This window comes from Streptomyces globosus (assembly GCF_003325375.1).
GTDB classification, from domain to species: domain Bacteria; phylum Actinomycetota; class Actinomycetes; order Streptomycetales; family Streptomycetaceae; genus Streptomyces; species Streptomyces globosus_A.
Genome location: NZ_CP030862.1, coordinates 5323206 through 5348600 on the forward strand (window position 1 = coordinate 5323206; position 25395 = coordinate 5348600).

Consider the following 25395-nt stretch of genomic DNA (forward strand, 5'->3'; position numbering starts at 1 on the left):
CCCTGATCCGCGGGACAGGCCCTACAGCTCGGGCCCGTCGCCCGGTTCCTCCTGGTAGGAGTAGCGCTGTTCCCGCCAGGGGTCGCCGATGTTGTGGTAGCCGCGTTCTTCCCAGAAGCCGCGCCGGTCGGCGGTCATGTACTCGATGCCGCGGACCCATTTCGGGCCCTTCCAGGCGTACAGGTGGGGCACGACGAGCCGCAGCGGGAAGCCGTGTTCGGCGGTGAGGGGCTCGCCGCCCTGGTGGGTGGCGAAGACGGTCCGCCCGGAGGCGAAGTCGGCCATCCGCAGGTTGGAGCTGAAGCCGTACTCGGCCCACACCATCACATGGGTGGCCTGCGGCGACGGCGGTGCCAGGGCGAGGATCTCGCGGGCGAGGACTCCGCCCCACTCGGCGCCGACCATGCTGAACTTGGTCACGCAGTGCAGGTCGGCGACGACGGTCTCGAAGGGCAGGGCGGTGAACTGCTCGTGGTTCCAGCAGTGCTTCTGCCCGTCGGCGGTGGCGCCGAAGACGCGGAACTCCCACCGGTCGGGCTTGAACCGGGGTACGGGCCCGTAGTGGGTGACGGGCCAGCCCCGCTGGAGCCGCTGTCCCGGGGGAAGCTCCAGCTGCTCTGCTCCCGGAGATTCCCGGCTGTCCGGCTGACCCATGTCTCCATGGTGACAGACGTGGCGGGGTGGTCATGACCAGGCGGGAACCGATTCGGGCATGTCATGGCAACTCCCACTAAGGAGGCACTTACTGGACGGTTCATGGTCGCGGTGCAAGGATGCGCGCACAGACCCGTCACTAGCGGACATTGCCTGGAAGGAGCCTCTGCGATGCAGGGCGACCCCGAGGTCCTTGAGTTTCTGAACGAGCAGCTGACCGGCGAGCTCACGGCGATCAACCAGTACTGGCTCCACTACCGGATCCAGGACAACAAGGGTTGGACCAAGCTCGCGAACTACACCCGCGCCGAGTCCATCGACGAGATGAAGCACGCGGACAAGATCACCGAGCGCATCCTGATGCTCGACGGGCTGCCGAACTACCAGCGCCTCTTCCACGTGCGGGTGGGCCAGACGCTGACGGAGATGTTCCAGGCGGACCGCCAGGTGGAGGTCGAGGCGATCGACCGGCTGAAGCGCGGCATCGAGGTCATGCGCGGCAAGGGCGACACCACGTCGGCGCGGCTCTTCGAGGACATCCTGGAGGACGAGGAGCACCACATCGACTACCTGGACACGCAGCTGGAGCTGATCGAGGCGCTCGGGGAGCCGCTGTACCTCGCCCAGCAGATCGAGCAGCCGGACAGCTGACTCAGGCCGCCCCGGCGAGCTCCCTCTCCGCGGTGGCGTCGGCGGTGTCCGCGGCGAGCGCGTCGGCAGCGGCGCGGCCCTTCTCCAGCAGCTCCCGGCGCGGGCACGCCCCCCGGCCGAGGAGGCCCTGGATGGTGCGGACGCAGGAGCCGCAGTCGGTGCCGGCCTTGGTCACGGAGGCTATCTGGCGGGGGGTGCAGGCCCCGGCCGCCGCGTGTTCCCTGACCTGCTTGTCGGTGATGCCGAAGCAAGAGCAGACGTACACGCGGTTCACCTCCCTGGGCGGTCTTGCAGCCACCCCTGTTCGGTGAGGCTTACCTAACCGTACCCAAAGTGCGGGTGGCCGGAAAGCCCCCGTACGCCAGTGGGGCGCGGATCACACGGATCCGCGCCCCACTGTCATCGGGCTGTCACGGCGGCCGGCCGGCCGCACGCCGCTACTGGTCGCGGTACATCTCCGCGACGAGGAACGCCAGGTCGAGGGACTGGCTGCGGTTCAGCCGCGGGTCGCAGGCCGTCTCGTAGCGCTGGTGCAGGTCGTCAACGAAGATCTCGTCGCCGCCGCCCACGCACTCGGTGACGTCGTGGCCGGTGAGCTCGACGTGGATGCCGCCCGGGTGGGTGCCGAGCGCCTTGTGGACCTCGAAGAAGCCCTTGACCTCGTCGAGGACGTCGTCGAAGCGGCGCGTCTTGTGGCCGGAGGCGGCCTCGAAGGTGTTGCCGTGCATCGGGTCGGTGACCCAGCCGACGACCGCGCCGGAGGCGGTGACCTTCTCGACGAGCTCGGGCAGCTTGTCGCGGACCTTGTCGGCGCCCATGCGGACGACGAAGGTGAGCCGGCCCGGGTCTCGCTCGGGGTCGAGCCGGTCGATGTAGGTCAGCGCCTCGTCCACGCTGGTCGTGGGGCCGAGCTTGATGCCGATCGGGTTGGCGATCTGCGAGCAGAACTCGATGTGCGCGTGGTCCAGCTGCCTCGTGCGCTCGCCGATCCACACCATGTGGCCGGAGGTGTCGTACAGCTTCCCGGTCCGGGAGTCCGTACGGGTGAGGGCGCCCTCGTAGTCGAGGAGCAGCGCCTCGTGCGAGGAGTAGAACTCCACCGCCTTGAACTCGGCCGGGTCGGTGCCGCAGGCCTTCATGAAGCTCAGGGCGTTGTCGATCTCGCGGGCGAGCTGCTCGTAGCGCTGGCCGGAGGGGGACGACTTCACGAAGTCCTGGTTCCAGGCGTGCACCTGCCGCAGGTCGGCGTAGCCGCCGGTGGTGAAGGCGCGCACCAGGTTCAGGGTCGACGCGGAGGCGTGGTACATGCGCTTGAGCCGCTCGGGGTCCGGGACGCGGGCCTCGGGGGTGAACTCGAAGCCGTTGACGGAGTCGCCGCGGTAGGTCGGCAGGGTCACCCCGTCGCGGGTCTCGGTGTCCTTGGAGCGGGGCTTGCTGTACTGGCCGGCGATGCGCCCGACCTTCACGACGGGCACGGAGGCCGCGTACGTCAGGACGGCGCTCATCTGGAGCAGCGTCTTCAGCTTGGCGCGGATGTGCTCGGCGGACACGGCGTCGAAGGCCTCGGCGCAGTCGCCGCCCTGGAGGAGGAACGCCTCACCCCGGGCGACGGCTCCCAGACGGGCGCGCAGCTGGTCGCACTCGCCCGCGAAAACGAGCGGAGGATACGACTCGAGGTCCGCGACGACTGCGCGCAGGGCCTCGGCATCGGGGTACGAAGGCTGCTGCGCCGCGGGCAGGTCTCGCCAGGTCGCCTTGGCGGCGGGGGCGTGGGTTTCAGCGTTCACGGTCACCCCTACACATTAAGGCGTCCCACCTCGTGCCCTGCCGGTTGCCCATCAGTTGAGACGGACGTCTCTCACCCTGTTTCCCCCCGCACGCCGTCCTTCCCGGTGGGCTAGGGTGGTCCGCATGTACGCGCACTCCTGCCGCTCCTGGTGGTGGACCGCTCCCGGCGGCCCACTCCTCGCGCGTACCCACTGACACGACCGACGCGAAGGCCGCCCCGAGGGGCGGCCTTCCGCGTATGCGCTGCGGCCGGCCGCTCCTCCCACCCGGAAGGACGACCGCCCCCGCATGGAGACCACGACAAGCCGACTGCTCGGCCTGCTCGGCGACGACCGCCGCCCGTTCGCACTGCTGCGCCGGCGCACCCCCGGCCGGGCCCACGACACCGTCGAGGTGCTCGTGGGGCCCGTCCACGAGGCGGAGCGCCTCGCCGACCTGCCCGTCCGCGAGCTGCCGACGCTCGCCCTGGTGCCGTTCCGGCAGATCCACGAACGCGGGTTCGAGGTCCCCGACGACGGCACGCCGCTGAGCGTGCTGGCCGCGGAGGAGGCGTACGAGGTCCCGCTCGCGGAGGCGCTGGCGGTGCTGCCGGCGCACCCGGTGCGGGTGGAGGGCGGCGGCTTCGACGTCCCCGACGAGGAATACGCGCGGACCGTCCGCCGGGTCGTGGAGGAGGAGATCGGCCGGGGCGAGGGCGCGAACTTCGTCATCCGGCGCACGTACCGGGGCCGGATCGACGGCTTCGGGCGGGCGGACGCGCTGGCGCTGTTCCGGCGGCTGCTGCTGGGCGAGCGGGGCGCGTACTGGACGTACGTGGTCCACACGGGTGCGCGGACGCTGGTCGGGGCGAGTCCGGAGGTCCATGTGCGGATGTCCGGCGGGACCGTCGTGATGAACCCGATCAGCGGGACGTACCGGTATCCGGCCGGGGGGCCGACCGCCGAGTCGCTGCTGGCGTTCCTGGGCGACCGCAAGGAGACCGAGGAGCTGTCGATGGTGGTCGACGAGGAGCTCAAGATGATGTGCACGGTCGGCGACCGCGGCGGTGTGGTGGTCGGGCCGCGGCTGAAGGAGATGGCGCACCTGGCGCACACCGAGTACGAGCTGCGGGGCCGTTCCTCGCTGGACGTGCGGGAGGTGCTGCGGGAGACGATGTTCGCGGCGACGGTGACGGGCTCGCCGGTGGAGAACGCCTGCCGGGTGATCGCGCGGCACGAGCCGGTCGGCCCGGACGGGGTGGGCCGCGGGTACTACGCGGGCGCGCTGGCCCTGCTGGGCGTGGACGCCGCGGGCGGGCAGACGCTGGACTCCCCCATCCTGATCCGCACCGCGGACATCGGCGCGGACGGGTCCCTGCGCGTGCCGGTGGGGGCGACCCTGGTGCGCCACTCCGACCCGGCGGGCGAGGTCGCCGAGACGCACGCGAAGGCGGCCGGGGTGCTGGCCGCGCTGGGAGTCCGCCCGGAGGCGCCGCGGCCGGCCTTCGGGGGAGTCCGGCCGGGCCGGGACCCGCGGGTGGTGCGGGCACTGGCCGCACGGCGGAGGGACCTGGCGCCGTTCTGGCTGCGGATGCAGGAGCGGCCGCCGGCCGCGGCCGGGGACTGCCTGGTGGTGGACGGCGAGGACACCTTCACCGCGATGCTGGCGCACGTGCTGCGGGCCGGCGGGCTGTCGGTGTCGGTACGCCGCTATGACGAGCCGGGGCTGCGGGAGGCGGCCCTCGCGCACACGGGCCCGGTCGTGCTCGGTCCGGGGCCCGGCGACCCGTCCGACCCGGCGGACCCGAAGATGCGGCTGCTGCGCGGCCTGGCCCGGGAGCTGCTGGCCGGGCATGCGGGCGGACTGCTCGGGGTGTGCCTGGGGCACGAGCTGATCGCCGCCGAGCTGGGGCTGCCGCTGGTCCGCAAGGCCGAGCCGGCGCAGGGGGCGCAGCTGGAGGTCGAGCTGTTCGGCCGGCCCGAGGTGGTCGGCTTCTACAACACGTTCACGGCCGCCTGCGACGGCGCGGCCGCGGCCCGGCTGGCCGCGCGGGGCGTCGAGGTGGCGCGGGACCCGGCGACGGGCGAGGTCCACGCCCTGCGGTCCGCCGCCGGCGGCTTCGCCGGCGTCCAGTTCCATCCCGAGTCCGTCCTCACCCTGCGCGGCGCGGACCTGCTGCACGGCCTGCTGGCGGACGTGCGCACGGGCGCCCCGGCGTAGGGCCGGGGCGCCCGGGCGGGGGCGGGGCTCAGCCGAAGAAGACCCCGGCCTCCCGGTAGAGCGCCGGGTCGACGGTCTTCAGCCTGGCCGTCGCCTCGGCGAGGGGGACCCGCACGATGTCGGTGCCGCGGAGCGCGACCATCGTCCCGAAGGCGCCGTCGCGGACGGCGTCGACGGCGTGCAGCCCGAAGCGGGTCGCGAGCCAGCGGTCGAAGGCGCTGGGGGTGCCGCCGCGCTGGACGTGGCCGAGGACGGTGGTGCGGGCCTCCTTGCCGGTGCGGGCCTCGATCTCCTTGGCCAGCCACTCGCCGACGCCCGACAGCCGGACGTGTCCGAAGGAGTCGGTGGTGGCGTCCTTGAGGACCATGTCGCCGTCCTTGGGCACGGCGCCCTCGGCGACGACGACGATCGGCGCGTAGCTAGCCTTGAACCGGGAGGTGACCCAGGCGCACACCTGGTCCAGGTCGAAGCGCTGCTCGGGGATGAGGATGGCGTTGGCGCCGCCGGCGAGGCCGGAGTGCAGGGCGATCCAGCCGGCGTGGCGGCCCATCACCTCGACGACGAGGACCCGCATGTGGGACTCGGCGGTGGTGTGGAGCCGGTCGATGGCCTCGGTGGCGATGCCGACGGCGGTGTCGAAGCCGAAGGTGTAGTCGGTGGCGGACAGGTCGTTGTCGATGGTCTTGGGGACGCCGACGCAGGGGATGCCGTATTCCGCGTGGAGGCGGGCGGCCACGCCGAGGGTGTCCTCGCCGCCGATCGCGATCAGCGCGTCGACCTCGTGCTTGGCGAGGGTGTCCCTGATCTGCCGTACGCCGTCGTCCAGCGTGAACGGGTTGGTGCGCGAGGAGCCGAGGATGGTCCCGCCGCGCGGCAGGATGCCGCGGACGGCGGGGATGCCGAGGGGGACGGCGTCGCCCTCGACGGCGCCGCGCCAGCCGTCCTTGAAGCCGGTGAACTCGTAGCCGTACTCCTGGACGCCCTTGCGGACGACGCCCCGGATGACCGCGTTGAGCCCGGGGCAGTCGCCGCCGCCGGTCAGCACTCCGACCTTCATGGGATCTCCCTTTCGCCACTGGGCCGCTCGGGCCCGCATGACGGCCACGCTAGTGGTGACCCAGGTCACACCAGCGGCAGCGGAAGAGGCAATTCCGGTGGAATTGCGCGGCGTTGGGTACGCCCGTTCACTCGGATGGGGACGTAAGTACGACGTACGCCAGGTCAGACCCCGTCGAGGCCGCGCTCTATCGCGTACCGGACGAGCTCCACCCGGTTGTGCAGCTGGAGCTTGCCGAGGGTGTTCTGGACGTGGTTCTGGACGGTGCGGTGGGAGATGACGAGCCGCTCCGCGATCTGCTTGTACGACAGACCCTTGGCGACGAGCCGCAGCACCTCCGTCTCCCGGTCGGTCAGCTGCGGCGCCGTCGGCTCGTCGGGTGCGGCCGGCGCCGGGTCCGAGGCCAGCCTGCGGTACTCACCGAGGACGAGCCCGGCGAGGCCCGGGGTGAACACGGCGTCGCCGGCGGCCGTGCGGCGCACCGCGTCGATCAGCTCCCGGGCGCCGGCGGACTTCATCAGGTAGCCGGTGGCACCGGACTTGACGGCCTCCAGGACGTCGGCGTGCTCGCCGCTGGCCGACAGTACGAGGACGCGCAGGGCGGGGTCGGCGCCGACGAGCTCCTTGCAGACCTGGACACCGGGCATGCCGGGCAGGTTGAGGTCGAGGACCAGCACGTGCGGGGAGACGGCGCGGGCCCGGCGCACCGCCTCGGGTCCGTCGCCGGCGGTCGCGACGACGTCGAAGCCGGCCTCGGCGAGGTCGCGGGCCACCGCGTCGCGCCACATCGGGTGGTCGTCGACGACCATCACCCTGACCGCGCCGAGCGCACCGGCGCCCTGCCCGGTCGCCTGCGCGGTCTGCGCGGTCTGCTCGTTCGGCTCGTTCGGCTCGGTCACTGGGTCCTCCCCCTGGGTACTTTCAGTTCCACTTCGGTGCCCTGCCCGGGGACGGACACCAGCTCGGCGGTTCCGCCGAGGTCGCGCAGCCTGCCGCGGATGGACAGGGCGACGCCCATGCGGCCCTCGCCCTCGGCCTGGTCCAGGCGGCCCGCCGGGATTCCGGGGCCGTCGTCGCGGACGGTGACGACCACCTCGTCGCCCCAGTCCTCCACGAGGATCCAGGCGCGGGCGTCCTCCCCGGCGTGCCTGCGCACGTTGTCCAGGGCCGCGCCGACGGCGGCCGCCAGCTCGCGGGCGGCGGGCGAGGGCAGCGGGACCGGGGTGCCCGGTTCGGCGAAGCTCACCCGCGACCCGGCGTGCGGGGCGAGCAGCGACCGCAGGTCCACCTCGCCGCCGGCGCCGTCCGCCCCCGCCCCGTCCTCGCCGTCGTCCTCGTCGTACGCGTCCACCAGCGCGCCCCGCGTCCCGTCGCGGGAGACCCGGGAGGGGCGGACGAGCCCGCTGGAGACGAGGGTCCGCAGCGCGACCTCCTGCTCTCCGGCCAGCCGCCCGAGTTCCGCGGCCTCGCCGCCCAGCTCGGTGCCGCGGCGCTGGACCATGGCGAGGACCTGGAGGACGCCGTCGTGGATGTCGCGGGCGAGGCGCTCCCGCTCGCGGGTGGCGGCCTCGATCTCCAGGGCGCGGGCGAGGGTGGCCTCGCTGGCGCGGGCGACCTCGACGACGTACCCGATGGCGACGGACGCCACCCACACCAGCAGGACGTTGTGGACGGTGTCCCGGGTGGGCTCGCCGCGCTGGACGATGTTGGCGGCGGCGACGAGGCTGGAGGCGACGCAGGCCCAGCGCCAGCCGCCCTTGATGGCGAAGGCGAGGACCGAGCCGGCCGTCCAGATCGTGGGCAGGGTGGGGCCGCCGGCGGTGATCCGCTCGTGGGTGTCGGCGAGCGGGGTCAGCAGGATGCCCGCGAGGGCGACCGTGAGGTCCGCGACGAGGAAGCGCTTGGTGCAGCTGGCCGCGTTCGCGACCTTGCGGAGGGTGGCCAGCGTCCACACCGCGAGGAACACGAGGTACCAGAAGGCGATCCACGGCCGGTCGAAGTACCGGTAGGCGGAGGCGAACAGGCCCACCGCGTAGACCATGGTGATCAGCCGGTAGGCGGTCAGCGCCCGCCACAGCGGCTGCTCGACCGACATGCGCACGACACGTTCGCGTTTCGCCATTGCCCCACCCCTTGCGGGCGGTACCGCCCTGCTGCCGCGCCTATTCGGCGGTCTTGCCGGCTTCCGCCGCCTTCTCGGCCTTCTCGGCCTCCGCCGCCTTCTCCGCCTTCTCGGCCGCCTTGTCCGCGGCCTTCCCGGCGGCCTTGGCGGCCTTCTCCGCCTTCTCGGCGTCCGCGATCTGCCGCTTGGCGGCCGTCGCGTAGATGTCGACGTACTCCTGGCCGGACAGCTTCATGATCTCGTACATGACCTCGTCGGTCACCGAGCGGAGGATGAAGCGGTCGCCGTCCATGCCCTGGTAGCGGCTGAAGTCGAGCGGCTTGCCGATCCGGATGCCCGGCCGCATCAGCTTCGGGACGACCTTGCCGGGCGGCTGGATCTTCTCGGTGTCGATCATGGCGACGGGGATGACGGGGGCGCCGGTGGCGAGCGCCACGCGGGCCAGGCCGCCGGGCTTGCCGCGGTAGAGCCGGCCGTCGGGTGAACGCGTCCCCTCGGGGTAGATACCGAACAGCTCCCCGCGCTCGATGACCTCGATGCCGCTCTTGATGGCGGCCTCGCCGGCGCCGCGCGCGCCGGAGCGGTCCACCGGGAGCTGGCCGACGCCCTTGAAGAACGCGGCGGTGAGCTTGCCCTTCACGCCCGGGGAGGTGAAGTACTCGGCCTTGGCGATGAAGGTGACCTTCCGGTCGAGCACGGCCGGCAGGAAGAACGAGTCCGAGAAGGACAGGTGGTTGCTCGCCAGGATCGCCGGCCCCTCGGCGGGGATGTTCTCGAGGCCCTCCACCCACGGCCTGAAGGCGAGCTTCAGGGAACCCCCGATGGAGAACTTCATTGCGCCGTAGATCAACTCGAAAGCCTTCCTGTGTCCTGTCGAACAGACCTTAACCCCTGCCCCGCACCGAGGTGCCCCGACGGCCCTGGTCGGTGCCGTGCCGGTCGCGTACGGTGAAGTCACACAGCGCTACGCACCCGCCCACACCCCCTGTCACAAAGGAGAACCCGGTGCCCGTCCTCCCTGGAGCCGAGCCGTTCCGCCACGAGGGCGGGGAGGTCGGCGTCCTCCTGTGCCACGGCTTCACGAGCACGCCGCAGTCGATGCGCCCGTGGGCCGAGTACCTCGCCGCGCAGGGCCTGACGGTGTCGGTGCCGCTGCTTCCGGGGCACGGTACGCGCTGGGAGGACATGCAGCTCACGGGCTGGCAGGACTGGTACGCGGAGGTCGACCGGGCGCTGCGCGAGCTGCTCGACCGGTGCGCCCGGGTGTTCGTCTTCGGCCTGTCGATGGGCGGGGCGCTGACCCTGCGGCTGGCGGCGAAGCACGGTGATGCCATCAGCGGCATCGTCCTCGTGAACCCGGCCAACAAGCTGCACGACCCGCGGGCGTTCGCCCTTCCGGTGGCCAAGCACTTCATCCGGTCGACGCCGGGCATCGCGAGCGACATCGCGAAGCCGGGTGCGTCGGAGATCGGCTACGACCGGGTGCCGACGCGGGCCGCGCAGTCGCTGCGGGACTTCCTGCGGCTGGTGGACGGCGACCTCCCGCAGGTGACGCAGCCGGTGCTGCTGCTGCACAGCCCGCAGGACCACGTGGTCCCGCCGGTGGACTCGGCGCGGATCCTGGCGCGGATCTCCTCGACCGACGTCACCGAGACCCTGCTGGAACACAGCTACCACGTCGCGACGTTGGACCACGATGCGGAGCGGATCTTCGAGGACAGCCACGCGTTCGTCGCGCGGCTCGCGGAGGGCGTCGGCAGCAAGGAGGCGGCCAGCGGTGGCTGAACACGAGGAGCCTGCGGGGGGCGTGCCCCCGCTGGACGAGGAAGCGGCGTGGGCGGCGATCGTCGCCGGGTACGGGCAGGAGCCCCCGGACCCGCCGGGGTCGCGGCCGTTCCGGCCGATCGAGAACCTGATGCTGCCCGAGGAGGACGTCAAGCCGCCGGAGCCGGGGCGGCCCTCCGGCGGCGGGCCGGGCGCGCCCGGGTCCGCGGAGCCGCCGTCGCGGGAGGAATCCGGGGAGGAGCCCGCGCAGGACGGGGCCGGCCCGGCGAAGCCGCTGGGCAGCTCGGTGGTGTTCGCCCCGGGCGTCGGGGTGGCCGGGGCCGGGAGCGGGCCGCGGGACTACGCGCCGGCCGACCCGGACGACGGGGACGAGGGGCATTTCGTCCCGCCGGAGCCGGAGCTGCCGGAGGCCGACACCACGGCGAAGTTCGCGTGGCTGGCGGTGGTGGGCGGGCCGGTGCTGCTGCTGCTCGCGGTGCTGTTCCGGTGGGACATGACGTGGTGGCTGACCACTCTGGGCATCGGCGGCTTCCTGGGCGGCTTCGCCACCCTGGTGGCCCGTATGGCGCACGGCGACGACGAGGACGACGACCCGGGCCGCGGCGCCGTCGTCTGACCGGCGGACCGGCGGACCGGCGGACCGGCGGCTCAGCCGGGCGCGGGGAGGCGCAGCGCGGCGAGGACCGGGAGGTGGTCGGTGGCCGCGGCGAGGTCCGCGCCGCTGACGCCGTCGAGGCCCTCGGGCACGCCGCAGCCGAGGACCTCCACCCCGCGGCCGGCGAAGACCGCGTCGATGCGCCGCGGCCGCCCGGAGCGGGTGAAGGTGTGCTCTCCGCCCCACGGGGCGGCCGTACGGCAGTCCTGGAGGGCGCCGGCCAGCATCCGGAAGGCGGGGCCGTCGGGCGTCTCGTTGATGTCCCCGGCGGCGATCGCGTACGGGGTCCCGGCCCGTCCGATGCGGGACAGCAGCTCCGCGGCCTGGGCGCGGCGCTCCGCCGGGTCCAGCGACAGGTGCGCGCTGAACACGGCGGTGCGGGCGGCCCCGAAGCGGACGACGGCGGTGGCGAAGCCCCGCCGGTGCAGGCCGGGCGTCAGCGGGAGCAGGACGTCCTCGGTGCGCTCGACGGTTACGCGCAGGGAGCACATCAGGAGCGGCCCGGCGGCGGTCGCCCCGCCGGAGAGCACGACGAGGCCGCACTTGGCGGCGAGGCGGGCGGCGTGCTTGCGCCAGCGGAAGAAGCGCGGCGCCTCCTGGACGAAGAGCAGGTCGGGGGCGCAGGCGCGGATGACGCGGGCCAGGGCGTCCTCGTCGTCGCGCAGCGAGCGGACGTTGTAGCTGAGGGCGCGGACGACGGCGGAGCCGTCGGCCTCCGTGCGGGACTGCGGCAGCGCGGGCAGGCGCGAGGTCAGGTCCATACCGGCAACATAGCCACACCGCCCGCCGTGCCACAGGGGGCACGGCGGGCGGTGGGGTGCGGGGTCACCGGCGGGCGGGCTCAGCCCTGGCGGGCGAGGTCGGCCGCGCCGACCAGGCCGGCCTTGCCGCCGAGCCGGGCGGCCAGCACCTGGGCGTGCGGGCGCCAGGCGCCGCCGATCAGCCAGCGCTTGAAGGACTTGCGGATCGGGTCGAGGACGAGGTCGCCCTCGTCGGAGACGCCGCCGCCGACGATGAACGCCGACGGGTCGAACAGCGAGGCCAGGTCGGCGAGGCCGGCACCGGCCCAGCGGGCCAGCTCGCGGAAGGAGTCCACGGCCACCGGGTCGCCCTGGCGGGCGGCCTCGCTGATGTGCTTGCCCTCGATGCCCTCGGGGGTGCCGTCGCCCAGGGCGAGGAGCAGGGCCGCGTTCTCGGGGGTGGCCTTGGCGCGCTGCCTGGCGTAGCGGACCAGGGCGCGGCCGGAGGCGTACTGCTCCCAGCAGCCCTGGCTGCCGCAGCCGCACAGCAGGCCGTCGGGGACGACGCGGATGTGGCCGAACTCGGCGGCCACGCCGAAGCGGCCGCGGCGCAGCTTGTTGCCGATGATGATGCCGCCGCCGAGGCCGGTGCCGAGGGTGATGCAGATGACGTCCTCGTGGCCCTGGCCGGCGCCGAAGCGGTACTCGCCCCAGGCGGCGCAGTTGGCGTCGTTCTCGACGACGACGGGCAGGCCGATGCGCTGCTCGACCTTGTCCTTGAGCGGCTCGTGCCGCCAGTTGATGTTGGGCGCGAACAGGACGGTCGCGCGCTTGTCGTCCACGTATCCGGCGGCGCCGATGCCGACGGCCTCGATGGTGTGGTGGCTGCTTACCGCGGAGACGGCGGAGCAGATCGCGTCCGTCACGCCGTCCGCGCTCGGCGGGGTGGGCACCTTGTACGTCTCAAGGATGGTGCCCTCTTCGTCGACCACGCCGGCCGCGATCTTCGTGCCGCCGATGTCGACGCCGATGGTGAGTCCCATTAGTCCCTCGGTTTCCGGTCAAACCCCGCCACGGCCAAAGGTACCCGAGGGTGGCGGAGTCTCAGTCGAGGTCGATGTGCTGGGCAGGTCCGGGGCCGCCGTCGTCGCGGGGGTCGGAGCCGTCGCCGGAGGGCTTGCCGTCGGTGCCGGGCGCGGGGTCGGCGGTGCCGCGGGTCCAGCGGCGCTCGTGGCCCCCGACGGCGGAGCGGTAGGCGGCGAGCAGCTCGGAGCCGGCGGCGGCGAGGTGGTCGAAGACCTCGGGGTTGCGCTCGACGACGGGCCGGGCGGCGGCCCTGGCCTGGTCGACGAGCTGCCGGACGGCGCCCTGGGCGGCGGCGCCGAGCAGCGGGTTGTTCAGGGCGGTCACTTTGTCGGCGACGGCCTCGAACAGCTTGAGGAGCTCGTCGGCGGCGGTGCCGGCCTGCCCTCCGGGGCCGGCCGGGCCGCCGTGCGAGGAGCGGCGGCGCTCCTTCTCCGCGGCGAGGTCCTCGGCGCAGGCCTCGGCCCAGGCGTCGTCGTCGGGACGGTCGGTGGCCTCGCTCATGGCGGACTCTCCTGGGCGGCTTCGGGGTGTGCGTGCTGCCTTCGACGTTACCCGAACGGGGGTACGCGGTTCAGGGCGTGCGCGGCCACAGCGCGGGGTCGGGGGTGAAGCGGATGCGGAGCTCGCCGCCGGCGAGGGCGGCGCCGGAGACGGTGCAGCGGCGCAGGGCCGCGGGCAGGGGGACGATCCGCCGGTGCGGTCCGGCCGCGACAATCAGCTCGTCGCCGCGGCGTACGAGGTCGAGGTCGCGCTTGTCGGCGCCGGGCAGCGGCACGGCCCAGACGAGGACGCCGTCCTCGGCGAGCCGGTCCTCGACGGTCCAGGGGCGGCGGGCGGCGGGGCCGTGCGGGAGCAGCCGGGCGGCCGCGGCGGCGAGCCGGTCCAGGTCCTGGGGCCCGCGGGGGGTGCGGCCGAGGTGGGGCAGGGCGGTGACGGGCGTGCGGGCGGCCCAGCGGGCGGCGTACCGCTCCTGCTCGGCGGCGAGTCCGGCGAGCCAGGGGTCGGGCGAGTCCTGCGGGACCATGCGGTTGGCGGCGATCCCGGTGACGCCCAGCTCCATGAGGGAGGCGCCGAGCAGGCCGCTGCGCAGGGCGGCGTCGGCGGCCGGGCCGGGCTCGGCGACGAGCAGCAGGGAGGTGGTGTCGGCCTCGACGGCCTGCTGGGCGGCGGCCAGCTCGCCGTCCCAGCGGGCGGCGGTCTCGTACAGCCACTGCGCGGGCATGGGCACGCCGGCGAGCTGGGCCAGTACGGGCCGCAGGGCGCGGGCGGCCTGCCGCTCGGCGGGCAGCAGCCGGGCCAGGTAGCGGCGCAGCTGGGCGGGGAGCGCGAGGACGGCGAGGGTCTGCGGCAGCGGCGGCATGTCGGCGACGACGAGGTCGGTGCCGGGGGCGGAGGCGGCCCGGCGCAGGGCCCGCAGGAGGGCGAACTGCTCGGCGCCGGGGAGGTCGGTGAGCTCCTCGGCGCCCAGGGGGCGGGAGCCGACCATGCCGAGCAGGGCGGATCCGCGCTCCTGGAGGGCGGCGAGCTCGGCGCGGAACTCGGCGCCGGAGTCGACGCGTGCCGTGAGCACCCCTGCGGCGGTCTCGGCGGCCAGGCCGGGGGCCGCCTCGACGGGCCCTGCGGCGGGCTCGCCGAGGAGGGCGCGGACCGGGTCCGCCGGGCCGGCGAGGGCCGCCGCGTCCGCGCGGAGCAGCAGGACGCGCTGCCCGGTGCGGGCCGCGGCGGCTGCGGCGGCCGCGGCGACGGTGGTCCGCCCGGCCCCGCCGGGGCCGGTGACGAGCAGGATGTGCACGCCGGTCAGGCCGCGGTCGTCTCGACGCGCTTCTTCAGGCCGGCGAGGGCGCGGTCGATGATGACCTTCTCGGCCTTCCTCTTGATCATGCCGAGCATGGGGATCTTGACGTCGACGGTGAGCTGGTAGGTGACCTCGGTGCGCTTGCCGCCGTCGAGGGGGGCCAGCCGGTAGGAGCCGTCGAGCTGGCGGAGCATCTGGGACTTGTCGAGGGTCCAGCTGACCTCGTCGGTGCCGTTCCAGGTGTAGGCGAGGGTGTGGTCGTCGCGGATCGCGCCGGCGTCGAGCAGGAGGCGGACCTTCTGCGCGCGGCCCTGGGCGTCGGCGGCGAGCACCTCGGCCTCCTTGACCTCACCGGTCCACTCGGGGTAGCGGGCGAAGTCGGCGATCACGGCCATGACGTCGGCCGGCGCCGCATCGATCGTGATGCTCGAGCTGGTGTGTTCCGCCATCGCGGTCGCTCCTGACGTGGAGTGTTCGAGGATGTGTGCGGCCTGCGGCCGCCGCGTGCAGGCTACCGTGCGTGCGGAGGTCACCACTCCAGGGCCCAGGGCGTTCCGGTGGAGGCGAAGTGGCCCACGTTCACGCACTCCGTGGACCCGATGCGCATCCGGCGGACCAGCGGCTGGTGGACGTGCCCGAAGAGGGCGTAGCGGGGGCGGGTCCGCCGGATCGCGGCCAGGAGGGCCTCGCTGCCGCGCTCGAAACGGCGGGCGACCGTGTCGTAGCAGAGCTCGGGGACCTCCGGCGGGATGTGCGAGCACAGCACGTCGACCTCGCCGAGCGCCTCGACCTTGGCGGCGTAGTCCTCCTCGGCGACCTCGTAGGGAGTGCGCATCGGGGAGGGCAGGCCGCCGCCGACGAAGCCGAAGACGCGGCCGGCGATCTCGACGCGCTGCCCGTCGAGGACGGTGGTGGAGGGGCCGGCGTACTCGGGCCACAGGGCAGGGATGTCGACGTTGCCGTAGGTGGCGTACGTGGGGTGGGGGAACGCGGCGAACAGGTCGGCGTACTGGCGGCGCACGGCCTCCTCGATCAGCCGTTCGCGGTCCAGGCCTGCCCACAGCCGGCGCCCGAGCGCGCGGGCCTCCTCGAAGCGGCGCGCGGTGCGCAGCTCGACGATGCGGCGGGCGTTCTCGGTGCCGAAGAGGTCGGGGAGGATGCCGCGGGAGTGGTCGGCGTAGTCGAGGAAGAGCACCAGGTCGCCGAGGCAGATCAGCGCGTCGGCGCCGTCCCCGGCCCTGGCGAGCGCCTCGGCGTTGCCGTGTACGTCGCTGACGACGTGGACCCGCGTGCTGCTTTTCCTGCCACCCGTGCTGCCCGTCATGGGCCCACCCTAGGGGGGTCGGCGCGACGCGGGTAGAGGCCCTGGCGGCAGGGGTCCTACCTGCGGTTACTTCCTAGTCGTTGCTTGGGTCGACTAAGGTCGGCCGGGCAGTGCCGCGCCATGTGACGCACGGAACATCTGGCCGGTTCCCTCTATCCGGAACCCACTACCGGTGGGTAACGTCCGGTCGGTCCACACGGTGGCGATGGCGCCCAGAGGAGCAGCAGTCTTGCGCGAGTTCAGCCTTCCGGCCCTGTACGAGGTCCCGTCGGACGGGAACCTCACGGATCTCATCCGCCGCAATGCCGCGCAGCATCCGGACACCGCCGTCATGGGCCGCAAGGCCGGCGGCCGGTGGCAGGACGTGACCGCGCGGGAGTTCCTCGCCGAGGTCCGGGCCGCGGCCAAGGGCCTCATCGCGGCCGGCGTCCGGCCCGGCGACCGCGTCGCGCTGATCTCCCGCACCCGCTACGAGTGGGTGCTGGCCGACTTCGCGATCTGGTCCGCGGGCGGTGTCACGGTCCCCGTGTACGAGACCAGCTCGCCCGAGCAGATCCAGTGGATCCTCGGCGACTCCGGCGCCGTCGCGGCGATCGTGGAGGGCCCCGGGCACGCCGAGGCCGTCGCGTCGCTGCGCGACCGGCTGCCCGAGCTGCGCGAGGTCTGGCAGATCGAGCAGGGCGCCGTGGAGGCGCTCACCGCGCTCGGCGCGGGGATCACGGACGCGGAGGTCGACGAGCGCAGCTCGGTCGCCAACGCGGACGACCCCGCCACCATCGTCTACACCTCGGGCACCACCGGCCGCCCCAAGGGCTGCGTGCTCACCCACCGGAACTTCTTCGCCGAGTGCGGGAACGTGGTGGAGCGGCTGCGGCCGCTGTTCCGCACCGGCGAGTGCTCGGTGCTGCTCTTCCTGCCGGCGGCGCACGTCTTCGGCCGCCTGGTGGAGGTGGCGGCCGTACTGGCGCCGATCCGCCTGGGCTGCGTACCGGACATCAAGAACCTGACCGACGAACTCCAGTCGTTCCGGCCGACGCTGATCCTCGGCGTGCCGCGCGTCTTCGAGAAGGTCTACAACTCGGCGCGCGCCAAGGCGCAGGCCGACGGCAAGGGGAAGATCTTCGACGCCGCCGCGGAGGCGGCCATCGCGTACAGCCGCGCGCTGGACACCCCGAAGGGCCCGTCCTTCGGCCTGAAGCTCAAGCACAAGGTCTTCTCGAAGCTGGTCTACAGCAAGCTGCACGCGGTGCTCGGCGGACGCGGCGAGTACGCGATCTCCGGCGGCGCTCCGCTCGGCGAGCGCCTCGGCCACTTCTTCCGCGGCATCGGCTTCACGGTCCTGGAGGGCTACGGCCTGACGGAATCCTGCGCGGCGACCGCCTTCAACCCGTGGGACCGCCAGAAGATCGGCACGGTCGGGCAGCCGCTGCCCGGCTCGGTGGTGCGCATCGCCGACGACGGCGAGGTGCTGCTGCACGGCGAGCACGTCTTCTCCGGCTACTGGCAGAACGAGGCGGCGACCGCCGAGGCGCTGACCGACGGCTGGTTCCACACCGGGGACGTCGGAACCCTCGACGAGGACGGCTTCCTCGCGATCACCGGCCGGAAGAAGGAGCTGATCGTCACGGCCGGCGGCAAGAACGTCGCCCCCGCGGTGATCGAGGACCGCATCCGGGCGCACGCGCTGGTAGCCGAGTGCATGGTCGTCGGCGACGCCCGGCCGTTCGTGGCCGCGCTGGTCACCATCGACGAGGAGTTCCTCGCCCGCTGGGCGGCGGAGAACGGCAAGCCGGCCGGATGCACGGCGGCCGACCTGCGCGAGGACGCGGACCTGATCGCCGCCGTCCAGAAGGCGGTCGACGACGGCAACGCGGCCGTGTCGAAGGCGGAGTCGGTCCGGAAGTTCCGCATCCTGCCGTCGCAGTTCACGGAGGAGTCGGGCCACATCACGCCGTCGCTGAAGCTGAAGCGGAACGTCGTGGCGAAGGACTTCGCCGACGAGATCGACGCGCTGTACCGCGCGTAACCGCCTTGCGCAGTTCCCCGCGCCCCTGATCCCCGGCTCCCGAGCCGAGGGGGCGCGGGGTTCCGCGTTCCCCGGGGCCCGTGCCGAGCCGTCGTACAGCCCGCCGGTGGCCTGCCGCACAGTCCCCCGCGCCCCTGGCGGAGCCCCCGAATCGTGAAGCAGGGGGAATGCGGAATGCGCACACGCTCCTCGCAGCAGGGCGGTGCCGGCGCTTCCTGCGCTTCAGGCCCAGAACGCGTCGGTGACGGTGATCTGGGGGTCGGCGTGGCGGCGGATGAAAGTGAAGACGAGCCAGCCTCGTCCGCCGGCGAGGTCGGCGATGTGGGGGCCTCCCGGGCTGGTCGAGGCCAGCGGGCGGACGGTGATCCAGTGCGGTAGGGACGGATCTGCGTCGATCCCCCGGTAGTAGGGATCCAAGGCAGTGATCAACTCGGCGCGGGCTGCCGGCACGCCGTCGTCGGGCATGCTCTCGAATTCCTGGAGCGCCTCGACTGTCCAGTCCATCTTCCAGGGCGGGCGTGGGCAGTCATCCGTCACCGGCCGGGCTCCGCGCCTGCTGCCCGGTGGCGCAGTCGGCTGTACTCGGCCAGGAGGGCTGCGGATTCCTTCGGGTCCTCGGATTTCGCCGCCCGGGCTTCGAGGTCGCGCAGGTGGGCTTCGAGGCAGGGGTCGCGGGCGATGGCGTACTGCGTCCACCACAGACGCATGAAGGCCGGTACCGGGGTGAGATTGAACGTGTCGGCGATCGCCCGACGCCAGTGGGCTTCGAAGTCCGGCAGCAGGTGGGGGGCGTGTTCCTGGATGGCCAGGCGGAGGGCCTGGGGGGTGCGCTCGGGCATCGGCGGCACACGACGGGGCCGGTCGCCGCCGGGTCCGTCGAAATGGAGGGGCTGGGCTGTCATGGTGGAGGGCTCCTGGTGTACCTGCGGTCCGGTCAGGCGGCGCTCTGCTCGGCGTCGGCGCTTGAGGGACGCTCTGCCATGTACTGCTCGAACCATTCGGCGGGGACCAGGTAGGCAGGGGTCTTGCCCTTGCGGGTGATCGCGGCCGGCTCGCCGGCGATCCGGGTGCGGTCGAGGATCTCGCCCATCTGCTTGCGGAGGTCGATCGTCGTGTACGTCTTCGGCTCCATGCCCGCGCCCGTTAGGAAGGCGGGGCGGCAGACTGCTGCCGACCCGCGGCCTGGCGACCCGGCCCCGCTAACCTAGGCTCCCGGTCAGAGGAGGGCGCGGAGGCGGGTGGCCAGGTGGTCCCAGCGCCACTTCTCCTCGACCCAGGCCCGGCCCCGGTCGCCCATGCGGCGCCGCAGCTCCGGATCCTCCAGGAGGGCCACGATGCGCTCTGCGGCGTCCGCGGGGTCGCCGCCGCGCACGACCCACCCGGTCTCCCCGTCGAGCACGGCGTCCGGCGCTCCCCCGGAGTCCCCGGCCACGACCGGCAGCCCCGTGGCGGAGGCCTCCAGGTACACGATGCCGAGGCCTTCGACGTCGAGCCCGCCCCGCCGTGTCCGGCACGGCATGGCGAAGACGTCCCCGGCCCCGTAGTGGGCGGGCAGCTCCCCCCACGGCACGGCCCCGGTGAACACCACCGACCGGGCGACCCCGGTGGAGGCCGCGAGCGCCCGCAGCTCCGCTTCGTAGGGCCCGCCGCCGACGACGAGCAGCACCGCGTCCGGCTGGGCGGCGAGGATCCGCGGCATGGCCTGGATCAGCGTGTCCTGCCCCTTGCGGGGGACGAGCCGCGAGACGCACACGACGACGGGCCGGTCGGTCAGCCCGAGCCTGGCCCGGATCTCGTCGCCGCCGCTTCCGGGGTGGAAGGACTTCTCGTCGACGCCGGGCGGCAGTTGCACCATGCGGGCGGCGGCCTGCGGCGTCAGCGCGGAGGCGATCCGGGAGCGGGTGTACTCGCCGAGGTGGGTGAGGGTGTCGGTGCCCTCGCCGATCCGCCGCAGCAGCTGCCGTGCCGCGGGGAGCTGCGCCCAGCCTGCTTCGTGCCCGTGGGTGGTGGCGACGATCCGGCGGGCGCCGGCCCGCCGCAGGGCGGGCGCCATCAGCCCGAGCGGTGCGGCGGCCCCGAACCACACGGATTCGCAGCCGTGTTCGCGCAGCAGTTCCACGGCCCGCCGGGTGGCGCGCGGCGTCGGCAGCAGCATGGTGGTGCGGTCGCGGACGACGCGGAACGGCTGCTCGGCGTCGAAGGCGGCGGTGGCTTCGCGGCCTTCGGCGCCGTGCTTCCAGGTGGAGGCGTAGACGACGATCCGGTCGGGGTCGAGCCGCAGCGCCATGTTGTGCAGGAAGGCCTGGATGCCGCCGGGGCGCGGCGGGAAGTCGTTGGTCACGATCAGCGTCTTGTGCATTGCCTGCCGACAGTACCGGACGACCCGCCGGGCTCTCAGGGCGCCGCCGCGAGCTCGGTGCGCAGCCGCTCGCGCCAGGCCCGTGCGAGTTCCGCCCCGCCGAGCCCGAGCTCCTCGCCCAGGGCGGCGTCCAGCGGTTCCCGCCCGGCCCGCTCGTAGAGCCGGACGAGGGCGCCGTCCCCCCACCGGTCGGCGATGAGCCGGCAGGCGAGCCAGGCGCCCTCGTAGGCGCGGGCCAGCGCGTCGGGGTCGGTGCCGAAGGCGAAGTCCCCGTCGGCGGGGAGCCGGGCCGGGAGGTCGCCGCGGCGTACGGCGCGGGCGAGGGCGGGTGCCGCGTCGGCGGGGGCGGTGCGGGTGCCGCGGTAGGCAGCCCAGTCGGCGAGGCCTTCGGAGAGCCAGAGCGGGGTGCGGTCGGTGGTGGCGGGGCGGGTGGCGACGTGGGCGGCTTCGTGCGTGAGGACGACGTTCCGCCCGGCGGCGCTGAGCTGGGCGTACGCGGCGGGGTTGACGACGATGCGGTCGGCGGGGGCGGCTGCGCCGCCGGTGCTGCCGGTGGTGACGGCGGCCATGCCGGTGTAGGCGGCGGGGGGCCGGCCGAGCAGCGCGGCCATCGCTTCCTGCGTCGGGGGGACGAGGACGACGACCCGCCCGGCCCAGGGCCGCGGCCAGGCGGCCGCCGCGGCGGGGACGGCGCGGTCGGCGTCGGCGGCGACGTCCGCCGGGTCGGGGCCGCCGCGGCCGGCGCGCAGGACGAGGGCGTGGGCGCCGCGGACGACGTCGAGGGGGCCCTGGTCCCAGGGCTGCGGCGGCGCACCGGGCGCGGCGGCGTCCCCGGTGACGGTCCAGCGCCCGCCGTCCAGGGTGAGCCGGACCTCGCGGGCGGATCCGGCGGGGGCGGTGTCGTAGCCGTCGATGCGGTAGCGCAGCTCGGCGGTGGCGGTGGCGCGGGGGCCGTCCCTCCGCACACCGGTGACCTCGTACGCCCACTGCGCGAGCGGGAGTCCGGCCGGGCGGGCGGAGGGCTGCCGGGACCAGGCGGCGACGGCGGTGCGGACGTCCCGGTCGGCGGCGTCGGGCGCGGGGGCCGCGGCGCAGCCGGCGGCGAGCACGCACAGGGCGAGCGGTGCGGCGGCGCGGCGGACGGAGGGCATCCGCCGATCCTAGGCCCTGGCGCCGGAGGGGCGCCGGGCCCGCGGTGTCAGGGCCGCGTCACGGACGCGACGGGCATCATCCCGACGGGGTCGTAGCGGACGCGGGCGCCCGGGTAGGGGGCGTGGATGACCTGGCCGTTGCCGACGTACATGCCGACGTGGCTGGCGTCCGAGCGGTAGGTGACGAGGTCGCCGGGCTGCGCCTGGGAGAGGGGGACCTTGCGGCCGGCGTGCCGCTGGGCCTGGGAGGTGCGCGGGAGGGAGACGCCGGCCTGGCGGTAGGACCACACCATCAGTCCGGAGCAGTCGAAGCCGGTGGGGCCGGTGGAGCCCCAGATGTACGGGCGGCCGAGCGCGGAGCGGGCGGCCCGTACGGCGGCCGCGGCGCGGCCGGAGACCCCGGCCGGGGCGGGGGGCAGGTCGGCGGCGGGGTCGTCGCGGCCGCCGGAGCGGGAGGTCCGCTCGTAGTCGGCGCGCTCGGGCGCGGGCATCTCGTTCAGCAGGCGCCGGGCGGCGGCGAGTTTGGCGGTGACGATGCGCTTCTGGCGGGCGACGTCGGCGCGGGCCGCGTCGAGTTCGGCGAGTTTGAGGGAGGCTTCGCGGCGCTGCTGGACCAGTCTGCGCTGCTCCTTGCGCAGGTCGTCGAGTTGGCGGGTCTGGCGGTCGGTCAGCTGCTCCAGGGTGGCGGCCCTGTCGAGGTATTCGACGGGGTCCTCGGAGAGCATGAGTTCGACGGCGGGGTCGATGCCGCCGGAGCGGTACTGGGCTCCGGCGAAGGCGCCGAGGACGCCGCGCATGGTGTTGATGCGGTCCTGGCCGCGGGCGAGCTGGTCCTGGGCGCGGCCGATGTCGGCGCGGAGGGCGTCGGCGCGCTCGCCGGCCCGGTTGTAGCGCTCGGTGGCCTGCTCGGCTTCCTGGAAGAGGCGGTCGACCTGGGCGCGGGCGCTTGCCGCGGGCTCCCGGGGGTGGCCGGGGGCGGCGGCGGCGGGTGCCGCCGTGAGGGCGGCGGCTGCCGTGGCCGCGGCTGCTGCGGCGGTGAAGGCGGTGATCCTGGTGTTCCGGTCGGGGCTGACGAGCCCGGCCCGGCGAGGGGACGCCACGTGCAACCGCTCCCTTTCCGCAGTGCGGGACCGGGTCCGCCCCGGGTGGACGGCCGTGTTCCGGGCTCCGCGCGGGCAGACAGTAGCCGCGCGGCCGCGGGGCGGCCAACGGCCGGGGCGGGGCCGCACAGGGCTGCGCCCCGCTTCAGACGCAGGTCATCGGCGGGGCGCGGGGTCCGGGGCGGCGGCGCGGAATTCGCCCGGATGGGCGGTGCGGGCTGCTGCCGTCAGATGCGGACGCCGAACTGGAAGGGCATGTTGTTGATGGACTCGTACTTGACGCCGCCGCGCGGGTTGGAGGCGTGCAGCACCATGCCGTTCCCGGCGTACAGGCCGACGTGGTGCAGGTCGGAGTAGAAGAACACCAGGTCGCCGGGTTGGAGGGCGCTGCGGCCGATGCGGGTGCCGTCGTTGGCCTGGGTCCAGGTGGTGCGGGTGATGCTGACGCCGGCCTGCTTGTACGCCCACTGCGTCAGCCCGGAGCAGTCGAAGGCACTGGGGCCGGTGGCTCCGGAGACGTAGGCGCTGCCCAGTTTGGTCTTGGCGGCGGCGAGGGCGGCTCCGGCGCGGCCGGAGGCCTTGACGCTGCCGAGGTCGGCGCGGTCGCTGTCGGCGCGGCTCGCGCGGGCCTCCTCGTCCTTGAGCTGGGCGCGCTGCTGTGCGGTGAGGGTGTTGAGGAGGGCCTGGGCCTCGGCGAGCTTGTCCTGGGAGGCCTTCTTCTTCGCGCCGAGCTCCTTGCGGGTGGCGTCGAGGTCGGCGAGCTTGCCGGCGGCCTCCTGGCGCTGCTGGGCGAGGCTGCGCTGCTTGGCCTGGATCTTCTGGACGGCGTCGAGCTGGCGGCCCGTCAACTGCTGCAGGGTGGAGGCCTTGTCGAGGTAGGTGTCGGGGTCGCCGGAGAGGAACAGGGCGACGGACTGGTCCAGGCCGCCGTTGCGGTACTGGGCGCTGGCCATGGAACCGAGGGTGGCGCGGAGCTGGTTGAGCTCCTCCTGGCCGCGGGCGACCTGGTCCTGGATCCGCCCGACCTCCTTTTCGAGCTTCTCCTGGCGCTCCTTGGCCCCGTTGAACTTCTCGGTGGCCTGTTCCGCCTCCTCGTAGAGGGCGTCGACCTTGGCCTTGACCTCGTCCTTGTTCGGCTGGGCGGGGGCGGCGGACGCGCTGTGCGCGGAGAGGGCGACGGCTGCGGCGGCCGTGGCGGTCAGCACGGTGACGCGCGCGCGGTTCGGCTGCTTGGGACGACGGTGGGACGCCACGAAGCCGAGCTCCTTCTTCTTGGGGCCCGCCGGGGCCGGGTTGGTCGGCGCACCACGGCGGAACCTCCGCCGACACCCCGAATGAGTGATCTACCGCACGAAGGTTTGAGCAGACCCTAGTGAGCCCGCTGTGATCACTTCAAACCCCTGAAGGAAAAATTCCGCTCCTGCGGCCAGGTTCTTCACCGCAGGACACGCTGAGTGCCGGGGACTTGACGGTCCGTCCCGCAACGGCGCCGTCAAATCAGGCATTCCGGGAAGGAGTTACGAAACCCGCGAAAGGCGCTTCAGCAGCAAAGCGGACGTCACGGGCCGCGCCCCCGCCTTCGCCACCCCGTCGGCCACCTCGCGGTCGGTGGAGACCACGACCACCGGCCGGCCGGGCGGCTCCGCCCGCACCAGCTGCCGGATCAGCTCGTCCGCCGTGACCCCCGGCTTGGAGAACAGCACCCGCACCCCGCGCGGCGGCGCGAGCAGCACCGGCGCGGCCAGCTCGGCCCCGTCGAAGACGCAGGTCATCTCGGCGCCCGTCTGCGCGGCCAGCATCGACAGCCCGCCCAGCAGCCGCAGCCGCTGCTTCTCCAGCGGCATCGTCGGGTAACCGGTCTTGGTGACGTTGTAGCCGTCCACGACCAGATGTGCCTGCGGCAGCGCCAGCAGCTGGTCGAGCAGTGCCGGATCGGTCTCCGACAGCGCCCGCGCCGCGATGTCCTTCGGCGACATCCGGCCCGGCTCCACCGCGTCCGCCAGGTCGGCCGGCCGCGTCGAGACCGGCGGCAGCGCCAGCTCCCGCCGCAGCCCCTGGGCGGCGTCCAACACCGTGTCCAGCAGCAGCCGCAGGCGCATGTCCTCGATGCTGCGCCCCTCGCGGGTGGCGCGGCGCGAGGTCTCCAGCGCCGCCTCCGCCTCGGCCAGCCGCGACTTGAGCCGGCGGGTCTCGCTCTCGGCTGCGGCCGTCTGGGCGGCCGCCTCGGCGCGGACCGCCTCCATCTCGGCGGTCGCCTTCCGCAGGGCCGCCTCCCCGCGCTTGACGTCGCTGAGGGCGCTGCGCAGTTTGCGCTGAAGCGATTCGGCTTCCTTCCGCGCCGCCTCCAGCTCGCCGCGCACCTGCTCGCCGCCGGCCCGCTGGGCCTCCCGTACGTGGGCCAGCTCCTCGCGCAGCCGGTCGAGTTCGCGCCGGGTCTCCTCGTCCGCCCGCTCGGCGTCGGCGCGCTGCGCCTCCTCCCCCGCGGCGGCGACCAGCTTCACCCAGCCCGCGGGCCGCAGGACGTACGCCGCCGCGGCCACGTCGAGCGGGTCGGCGGCGGCCGGCGCGGTGCCGGAGTCCAGCGCCGCGGCCAGCTCCGCCTGCGCCTCGCGCACCTTCTCCGCGACGCGCCCCCGGAAGACGGGGTCGCTCTCGACGGCCGCGGCCATGGCGTTGCCCGCGAACTTGGCCCGCCGGGTCGGGGTGAACCGGGCGTACTGGCGCAGCTGCGCCGGAAGGTCCGCGACCGTCAGCGCCCCGAAGGCGTCCGAGACGAGCGCGACGACCCGGCGCCGCACGCCCTCCGGCAGCGGGCGGTCGAGCACCTCGGCGGCGTCGCCGGCCGCATCGGCCGGCTCAGCGCCGCTTGCTGGCTCCACAATCCGTCACCCCTACCGTCCATC

The 25395-nt window shown here is 74.0% G+C and carries 26 protein-coding genes; 5 read left to right on the forward strand and 21 right to left on the reverse strand.

Translation table 11 applies throughout. From position 1 onward, the window contains the following. Nucleotides 1–21: 21 nt before the first annotated feature. Entirely contained in the window at nucleotides 22–654 is a 633-nt protein-coding gene (locus C0216_RS23630; protein WP_114057223.1) for a sulfite oxidase-like oxidoreductase, read from the reverse strand. Between the two features lie 171 nt (nucleotides 655–825). On the opposite strand from C0216_RS23630, the gene bfr reads away from it, so the two are divergent. After that, nucleotides 826–1305: a bacterioferritin gene (gene bfr, locus C0216_RS23635; RefSeq protein WP_114057224.1), complete on the forward strand. Its 480-nt coding sequence runs from the start codon at nucleotides 826–828 to the stop codon at nucleotides 1303–1305. A 1-nt stretch (nucleotide 1306) separates the two neighbouring features. On the opposite strand, the gene C0216_RS23640 is transcribed toward bfr, so the two are convergent. Both C0216_RS23640 and C0216_RS23645 read right to left on the reverse strand, forming a co-directional pair. Continuing rightward, nucleotides 1307–1570 carry a (2Fe-2S)-binding protein gene (locus C0216_RS23640; RefSeq protein ID WP_114057225.1) on the reverse strand — a complete coding sequence of 88 codons (264 nt, stop codon included), beginning with the start codon at nucleotides 1568–1570 and terminating at the stop codon, nucleotides 1307–1309. 172 nt (nucleotides 1571–1742) lie between these two features. After that, a complete protein-coding gene (locus C0216_RS23645; protein WP_114057226.1) occupies nucleotides 1743–3098 on the reverse strand; it encodes a class II 3-deoxy-7-phosphoheptulonate synthase in 1356 nt (451 codons plus the stop codon). Nucleotides 3099–3381: 283 nt separating this feature from the next. Between C0216_RS23645 and C0216_RS23650 the strand changes: the two genes are divergently transcribed. Beyond that, nucleotides 3382–5292 (forward strand): anthranilate synthase family protein, encoded by a 1911-nt coding sequence (locus C0216_RS23650; RefSeq protein WP_114057227.1) that lies wholly within the window; start codon nucleotides 3382–3384, stop codon nucleotides 5290–5292. 28 nt (nucleotides 5293–5320) lie between these two features. Here the strand turns inward: C0216_RS23650 and C0216_RS23655 are convergent, their stop codons facing one another. The 4 genes from C0216_RS23655 to C0216_RS23670 all read right to left on the reverse strand — a co-directional run bounded on the left by C0216_RS23655 (nucleotide 5321) and on the right by C0216_RS23670 (nucleotide 9306). Beyond that, nucleotides 5321–6349, reverse strand: a complete 1029-nt coding sequence (locus C0216_RS23655) for a 6-phosphofructokinase (RefSeq protein WP_114057228.1) — start codon at nucleotides 6347–6349, stop codon at nucleotides 5321–5323. Nucleotides 6350–6513: 164 nt separating this feature from the next. After that, entirely contained in the window at nucleotides 6514–7158 is a 645-nt protein-coding gene (locus tag C0216_RS23660; protein WP_114058867.1) for a response regulator, read from the reverse strand. A gap of 86 nt (nucleotides 7159–7244) precedes the next feature. Then, nucleotides 7245–8471, reverse strand: coding sequence for a MacS family sensor histidine kinase (gene macS, locus C0216_RS23665; protein ID WP_114057229.1), 1227 nt, complete (start codon nucleotides 8469–8471; stop codon nucleotides 7245–7247). Nucleotides 8472–8511: 40 nt separating this feature from the next. Next, nucleotides 8512–9306 carry a lysophospholipid acyltransferase family protein gene (locus C0216_RS23670; protein ID WP_162793340.1) on the reverse strand — a complete coding sequence of 265 codons (795 nt, stop codon included), beginning with the start codon at nucleotides 9304–9306 and terminating at the stop codon, nucleotides 8512–8514. A gap of 170 nt (nucleotides 9307–9476) precedes the next feature. On the opposite strand from C0216_RS23670, the gene C0216_RS23675 reads away from it, so the two are divergent. Beyond that, nucleotides 9477–10256 carry an alpha/beta hydrolase gene (locus C0216_RS23675; RefSeq protein WP_114057231.1) on the forward strand — a complete coding sequence of 260 codons (780 nt, stop codon included), beginning with the start codon at nucleotides 9477–9479 and terminating at the stop codon, nucleotides 10254–10256. Then, a complete protein-coding gene (locus tag C0216_RS23680; protein WP_114057232.1) occupies nucleotides 10249–10872 on the forward strand; it encodes a hypothetical protein in 624 nt (207 codons plus the stop codon). The genes C0216_RS23675 and C0216_RS23680 overlap by 8 nt, the downstream gene beginning before the upstream one ends. 32 nt (nucleotides 10873–10904) lie before the next feature. Here the strand turns inward: C0216_RS23680 and C0216_RS23685 are convergent, their stop codons facing one another. From C0216_RS23685 to C0216_RS23710, 6 genes are all read right to left on the reverse strand, one after another. Continuing rightward, a complete protein-coding gene (locus C0216_RS23685) occupies nucleotides 10905–11672 on the reverse strand; it encodes an endonuclease/exonuclease/phosphatase family protein (protein WP_114057233.1) in 768 nt (255 codons plus the stop codon). 80 nt (nucleotides 11673–11752) lie between these two features. Continuing rightward, nucleotides 11753–12694, reverse strand: a complete 942-nt coding sequence (locus tag C0216_RS23690; RefSeq protein WP_114057234.1) for an ROK family glucokinase — start codon at nucleotides 12692–12694, stop codon at nucleotides 11753–11755. A gap of 61 nt (nucleotides 12695–12755) precedes the next feature. Continuing rightward, nucleotides 12756–13238: a DUF5304 domain-containing protein gene (locus C0216_RS23695; protein ID WP_114057235.1), complete on the reverse strand. Its 483-nt coding sequence runs from the start codon at nucleotides 13236–13238 to the stop codon at nucleotides 12756–12758. 70 nt (nucleotides 13239–13308) lie between these two features. Further along, entirely contained in the window at nucleotides 13309–14529 is a 1221-nt protein-coding gene (locus C0216_RS23700) for an ArsA family ATPase (RefSeq protein WP_114057236.1), read from the reverse strand. 5 nt (nucleotides 14530–14534) lie between these two features. Further along, nucleotides 14535–14981, reverse strand: coding sequence for an SRPBCC family protein (locus C0216_RS23705; RefSeq protein ID WP_114057237.1), 447 nt, complete (start codon nucleotides 14979–14981; stop codon nucleotides 14535–14537). Nucleotides 14982–15061: 80 nt separating this feature from the next. Continuing rightward, nucleotides 15062–15856, reverse strand: a complete 795-nt coding sequence (locus C0216_RS23710) for a metallophosphoesterase family protein (RefSeq protein WP_114057238.1) — start codon at nucleotides 15854–15856, stop codon at nucleotides 15062–15064. A 229-nt stretch (nucleotides 15857–16085) separates the two neighbouring features. On the opposite strand from C0216_RS23710, the gene C0216_RS23715 reads away from it, so the two are divergent. Next, nucleotides 16086–17882 carry an AMP-dependent synthetase/ligase gene (locus tag C0216_RS23715; protein WP_114057239.1) on the forward strand — a complete coding sequence of 599 codons (1797 nt, stop codon included), beginning with the start codon at nucleotides 16086–16088 and terminating at the stop codon, nucleotides 17880–17882. Nucleotides 17883–18104: 222 nt separating this feature from the next. On the opposite strand, the gene C0216_RS23720 is transcribed toward C0216_RS23715, so the two are convergent. The 8 genes from C0216_RS23720 to C0216_RS23755 all read right to left on the reverse strand — a co-directional run bounded on the left by C0216_RS23720 (nucleotide 18105) and on the right by C0216_RS23755 (nucleotide 25374). Further along, on the reverse strand, nucleotides 18105–18386 hold the full coding sequence (locus C0216_RS23720) for a hypothetical protein (protein WP_246042664.1): 282 nt from the start codon (nucleotides 18384–18386) through the stop codon (nucleotides 18105–18107). 29 nt (nucleotides 18387–18415) lie between these two features. Beyond that, complete coding sequence (locus tag C0216_RS23725; protein WP_114057241.1) at nucleotides 18416–18784, reverse strand: DUF6247 family protein; 369 nt, start codon at nucleotides 18782–18784, stop codon at nucleotides 18416–18418. Nucleotides 18785–18816: 32 nt separating this feature from the next. Continuing rightward, nucleotides 18817–19014 carry a type II toxin-antitoxin system Phd/YefM family antitoxin gene (locus C0216_RS23730; protein ID WP_114057242.1) on the reverse strand — a complete coding sequence of 66 codons (198 nt, stop codon included), beginning with the start codon at nucleotides 19012–19014 and terminating at the stop codon, nucleotides 18817–18819. Nucleotides 19015–19098: 84 nt separating this feature from the next. Next, a complete protein-coding gene (locus tag C0216_RS23735; protein ID WP_114057243.1) occupies nucleotides 19099–20241 on the reverse strand; it encodes a glycosyltransferase family 4 protein in 1143 nt (380 codons plus the stop codon). Nucleotides 20242–20276: 35 nt separating this feature from the next. Next, nucleotides 20277–21392: a hypothetical protein gene (locus tag C0216_RS23740; protein WP_246042665.1), complete on the reverse strand. Its 1116-nt coding sequence runs from the start codon at nucleotides 21390–21392 to the stop codon at nucleotides 20277–20279. Nucleotides 21393–21439: 47 nt separating this feature from the next. Then, the gene (locus tag C0216_RS23745) at nucleotides 21440–22492 is read right to left on the reverse strand and encodes an NlpC/P60 family protein (RefSeq protein WP_114058868.1); all 1053 of its coding nucleotides are present in this window, start codon (nucleotides 22490–22492) and stop codon (nucleotides 21440–21442) included. Nucleotides 22493–22719: 227 nt separating this feature from the next. Further along, nucleotides 22720–23745, reverse strand: coding sequence for a C40 family peptidase (locus C0216_RS23750; RefSeq protein WP_114057244.1), 1026 nt, complete (start codon nucleotides 23743–23745; stop codon nucleotides 22720–22722). 264 nt (nucleotides 23746–24009) lie between these two features. Beyond that, the gene (locus C0216_RS23755; protein ID WP_114057245.1) at nucleotides 24010–25374 is read right to left on the reverse strand and encodes an NYN domain-containing protein; all 1365 of its coding nucleotides are present in this window, start codon (nucleotides 25372–25374) and stop codon (nucleotides 24010–24012) included. Nucleotides 25375–25395: the final 21 nt, after the last annotated feature.

What these genes read in the sequence shown, in the direction of transcription:
- C0216_RS23655 (WP_114057228.1), bottom strand. Translation starts at nt 6,349, where the DNA reads ATGAAGGTCGGAGTGCTGACCGGCGGCGGCGACTGCCCCGGGCTCAAC.
- C0216_RS23650 (WP_114057227.1), top strand. Translation starts at nt 3,382, where the DNA reads ATGGAGACCACGACAAGCCGACTGCTCGGCCTGCTCGGCGACGACCGC.
- C0216_RS23720 (WP_246042664.1), bottom strand. Translation starts at nt 18,386, where the DNA reads ATGGACTGGACAGTCGAGGCGCTCCAGGAATTCGAGAGCATGCCCGAC.
- C0216_RS23740 (WP_246042665.1), bottom strand. Translation starts at nt 21,392, where the DNA reads ATGCCCTCCGTCCGCCGCGCCGCCGCACCGCTCGCCCTGTGCGTGCTC.
- C0216_RS23705 (WP_114057237.1), bottom strand. Translation starts at nt 14,981, where the DNA reads ATGGCGGAACACACCAGCTCGAGCATCACGATCGATGCGGCGCCGGCC.
- C0216_RS23685 (WP_114057233.1), bottom strand. Translation starts at nt 11,672, where the DNA reads ATGGACCTGACCTCGCGCCTGCCCGCGCTGCCGCAGTCCCGCACGGAG.
- C0216_RS23660 (WP_114058867.1), bottom strand. Translation starts at nt 7,158, where the DNA reads ATGGTCGTCGACGACCACCCGATGTGGCGCGACGCGGTGGCCCGCGAC.
- C0216_RS23735 (WP_114057243.1), bottom strand. Translation starts at nt 20,241, where the DNA reads ATGCACAAGACGCTGATCGTGACCAACGACTTCCCGCCGCGCCCCGGC.
- C0216_RS23730 (WP_114057242.1), bottom strand. Translation starts at nt 19,014, where the DNA reads ATGGAGCCGAAGACGTACACGACGATCGACCTCCGCAAGCAGATGGGC.
- bfr (WP_114057224.1), top strand. Translation starts at nt 826, where the DNA reads ATGCAGGGCGACCCCGAGGTCCTTGAGTTTCTGAACGAGCAGCTGACC.
- C0216_RS23695 (WP_114057235.1), bottom strand. Translation starts at nt 13,238, where the DNA reads ATGAGCGAGGCCACCGACCGTCCCGACGACGACGCCTGGGCCGAGGCC.
- C0216_RS23710 (WP_114057238.1), bottom strand. Translation starts at nt 15,856, where the DNA reads ATGACGGGCAGCACGGGTGGCAGGAAAAGCAGCACGCGGGTCCACGTC.
- C0216_RS23690 (WP_114057234.1), bottom strand. Translation starts at nt 12,694, where the DNA reads ATGGGACTCACCATCGGCGTCGACATCGGCGGCACGAAGATCGCGGCC.
- C0216_RS23670 (WP_162793340.1), bottom strand. Translation starts at nt 9,306, where the DNA reads ATGAAGTTCTCCATCGGGGGTTCCCTGAAGCTCGCCTTCAGGCCGTGG.
- C0216_RS23630 (WP_114057223.1), bottom strand. Translation starts at nt 654, where the DNA reads ATGGGTCAGCCGGACAGCCGGGAATCTCCGGGAGCAGAGCAGCTGGAG.
- macS (WP_114057229.1), bottom strand. Translation starts at nt 8,471, where the DNA reads ATGGCGAAACGCGAACGTGTCGTGCGCATGTCGGTCGAGCAGCCGCTG.
- C0216_RS23725 (WP_114057241.1), bottom strand. Translation starts at nt 18,784, where the DNA reads ATGACAGCCCAGCCCCTCCATTTCGACGGACCCGGCGGCGACCGGCCC.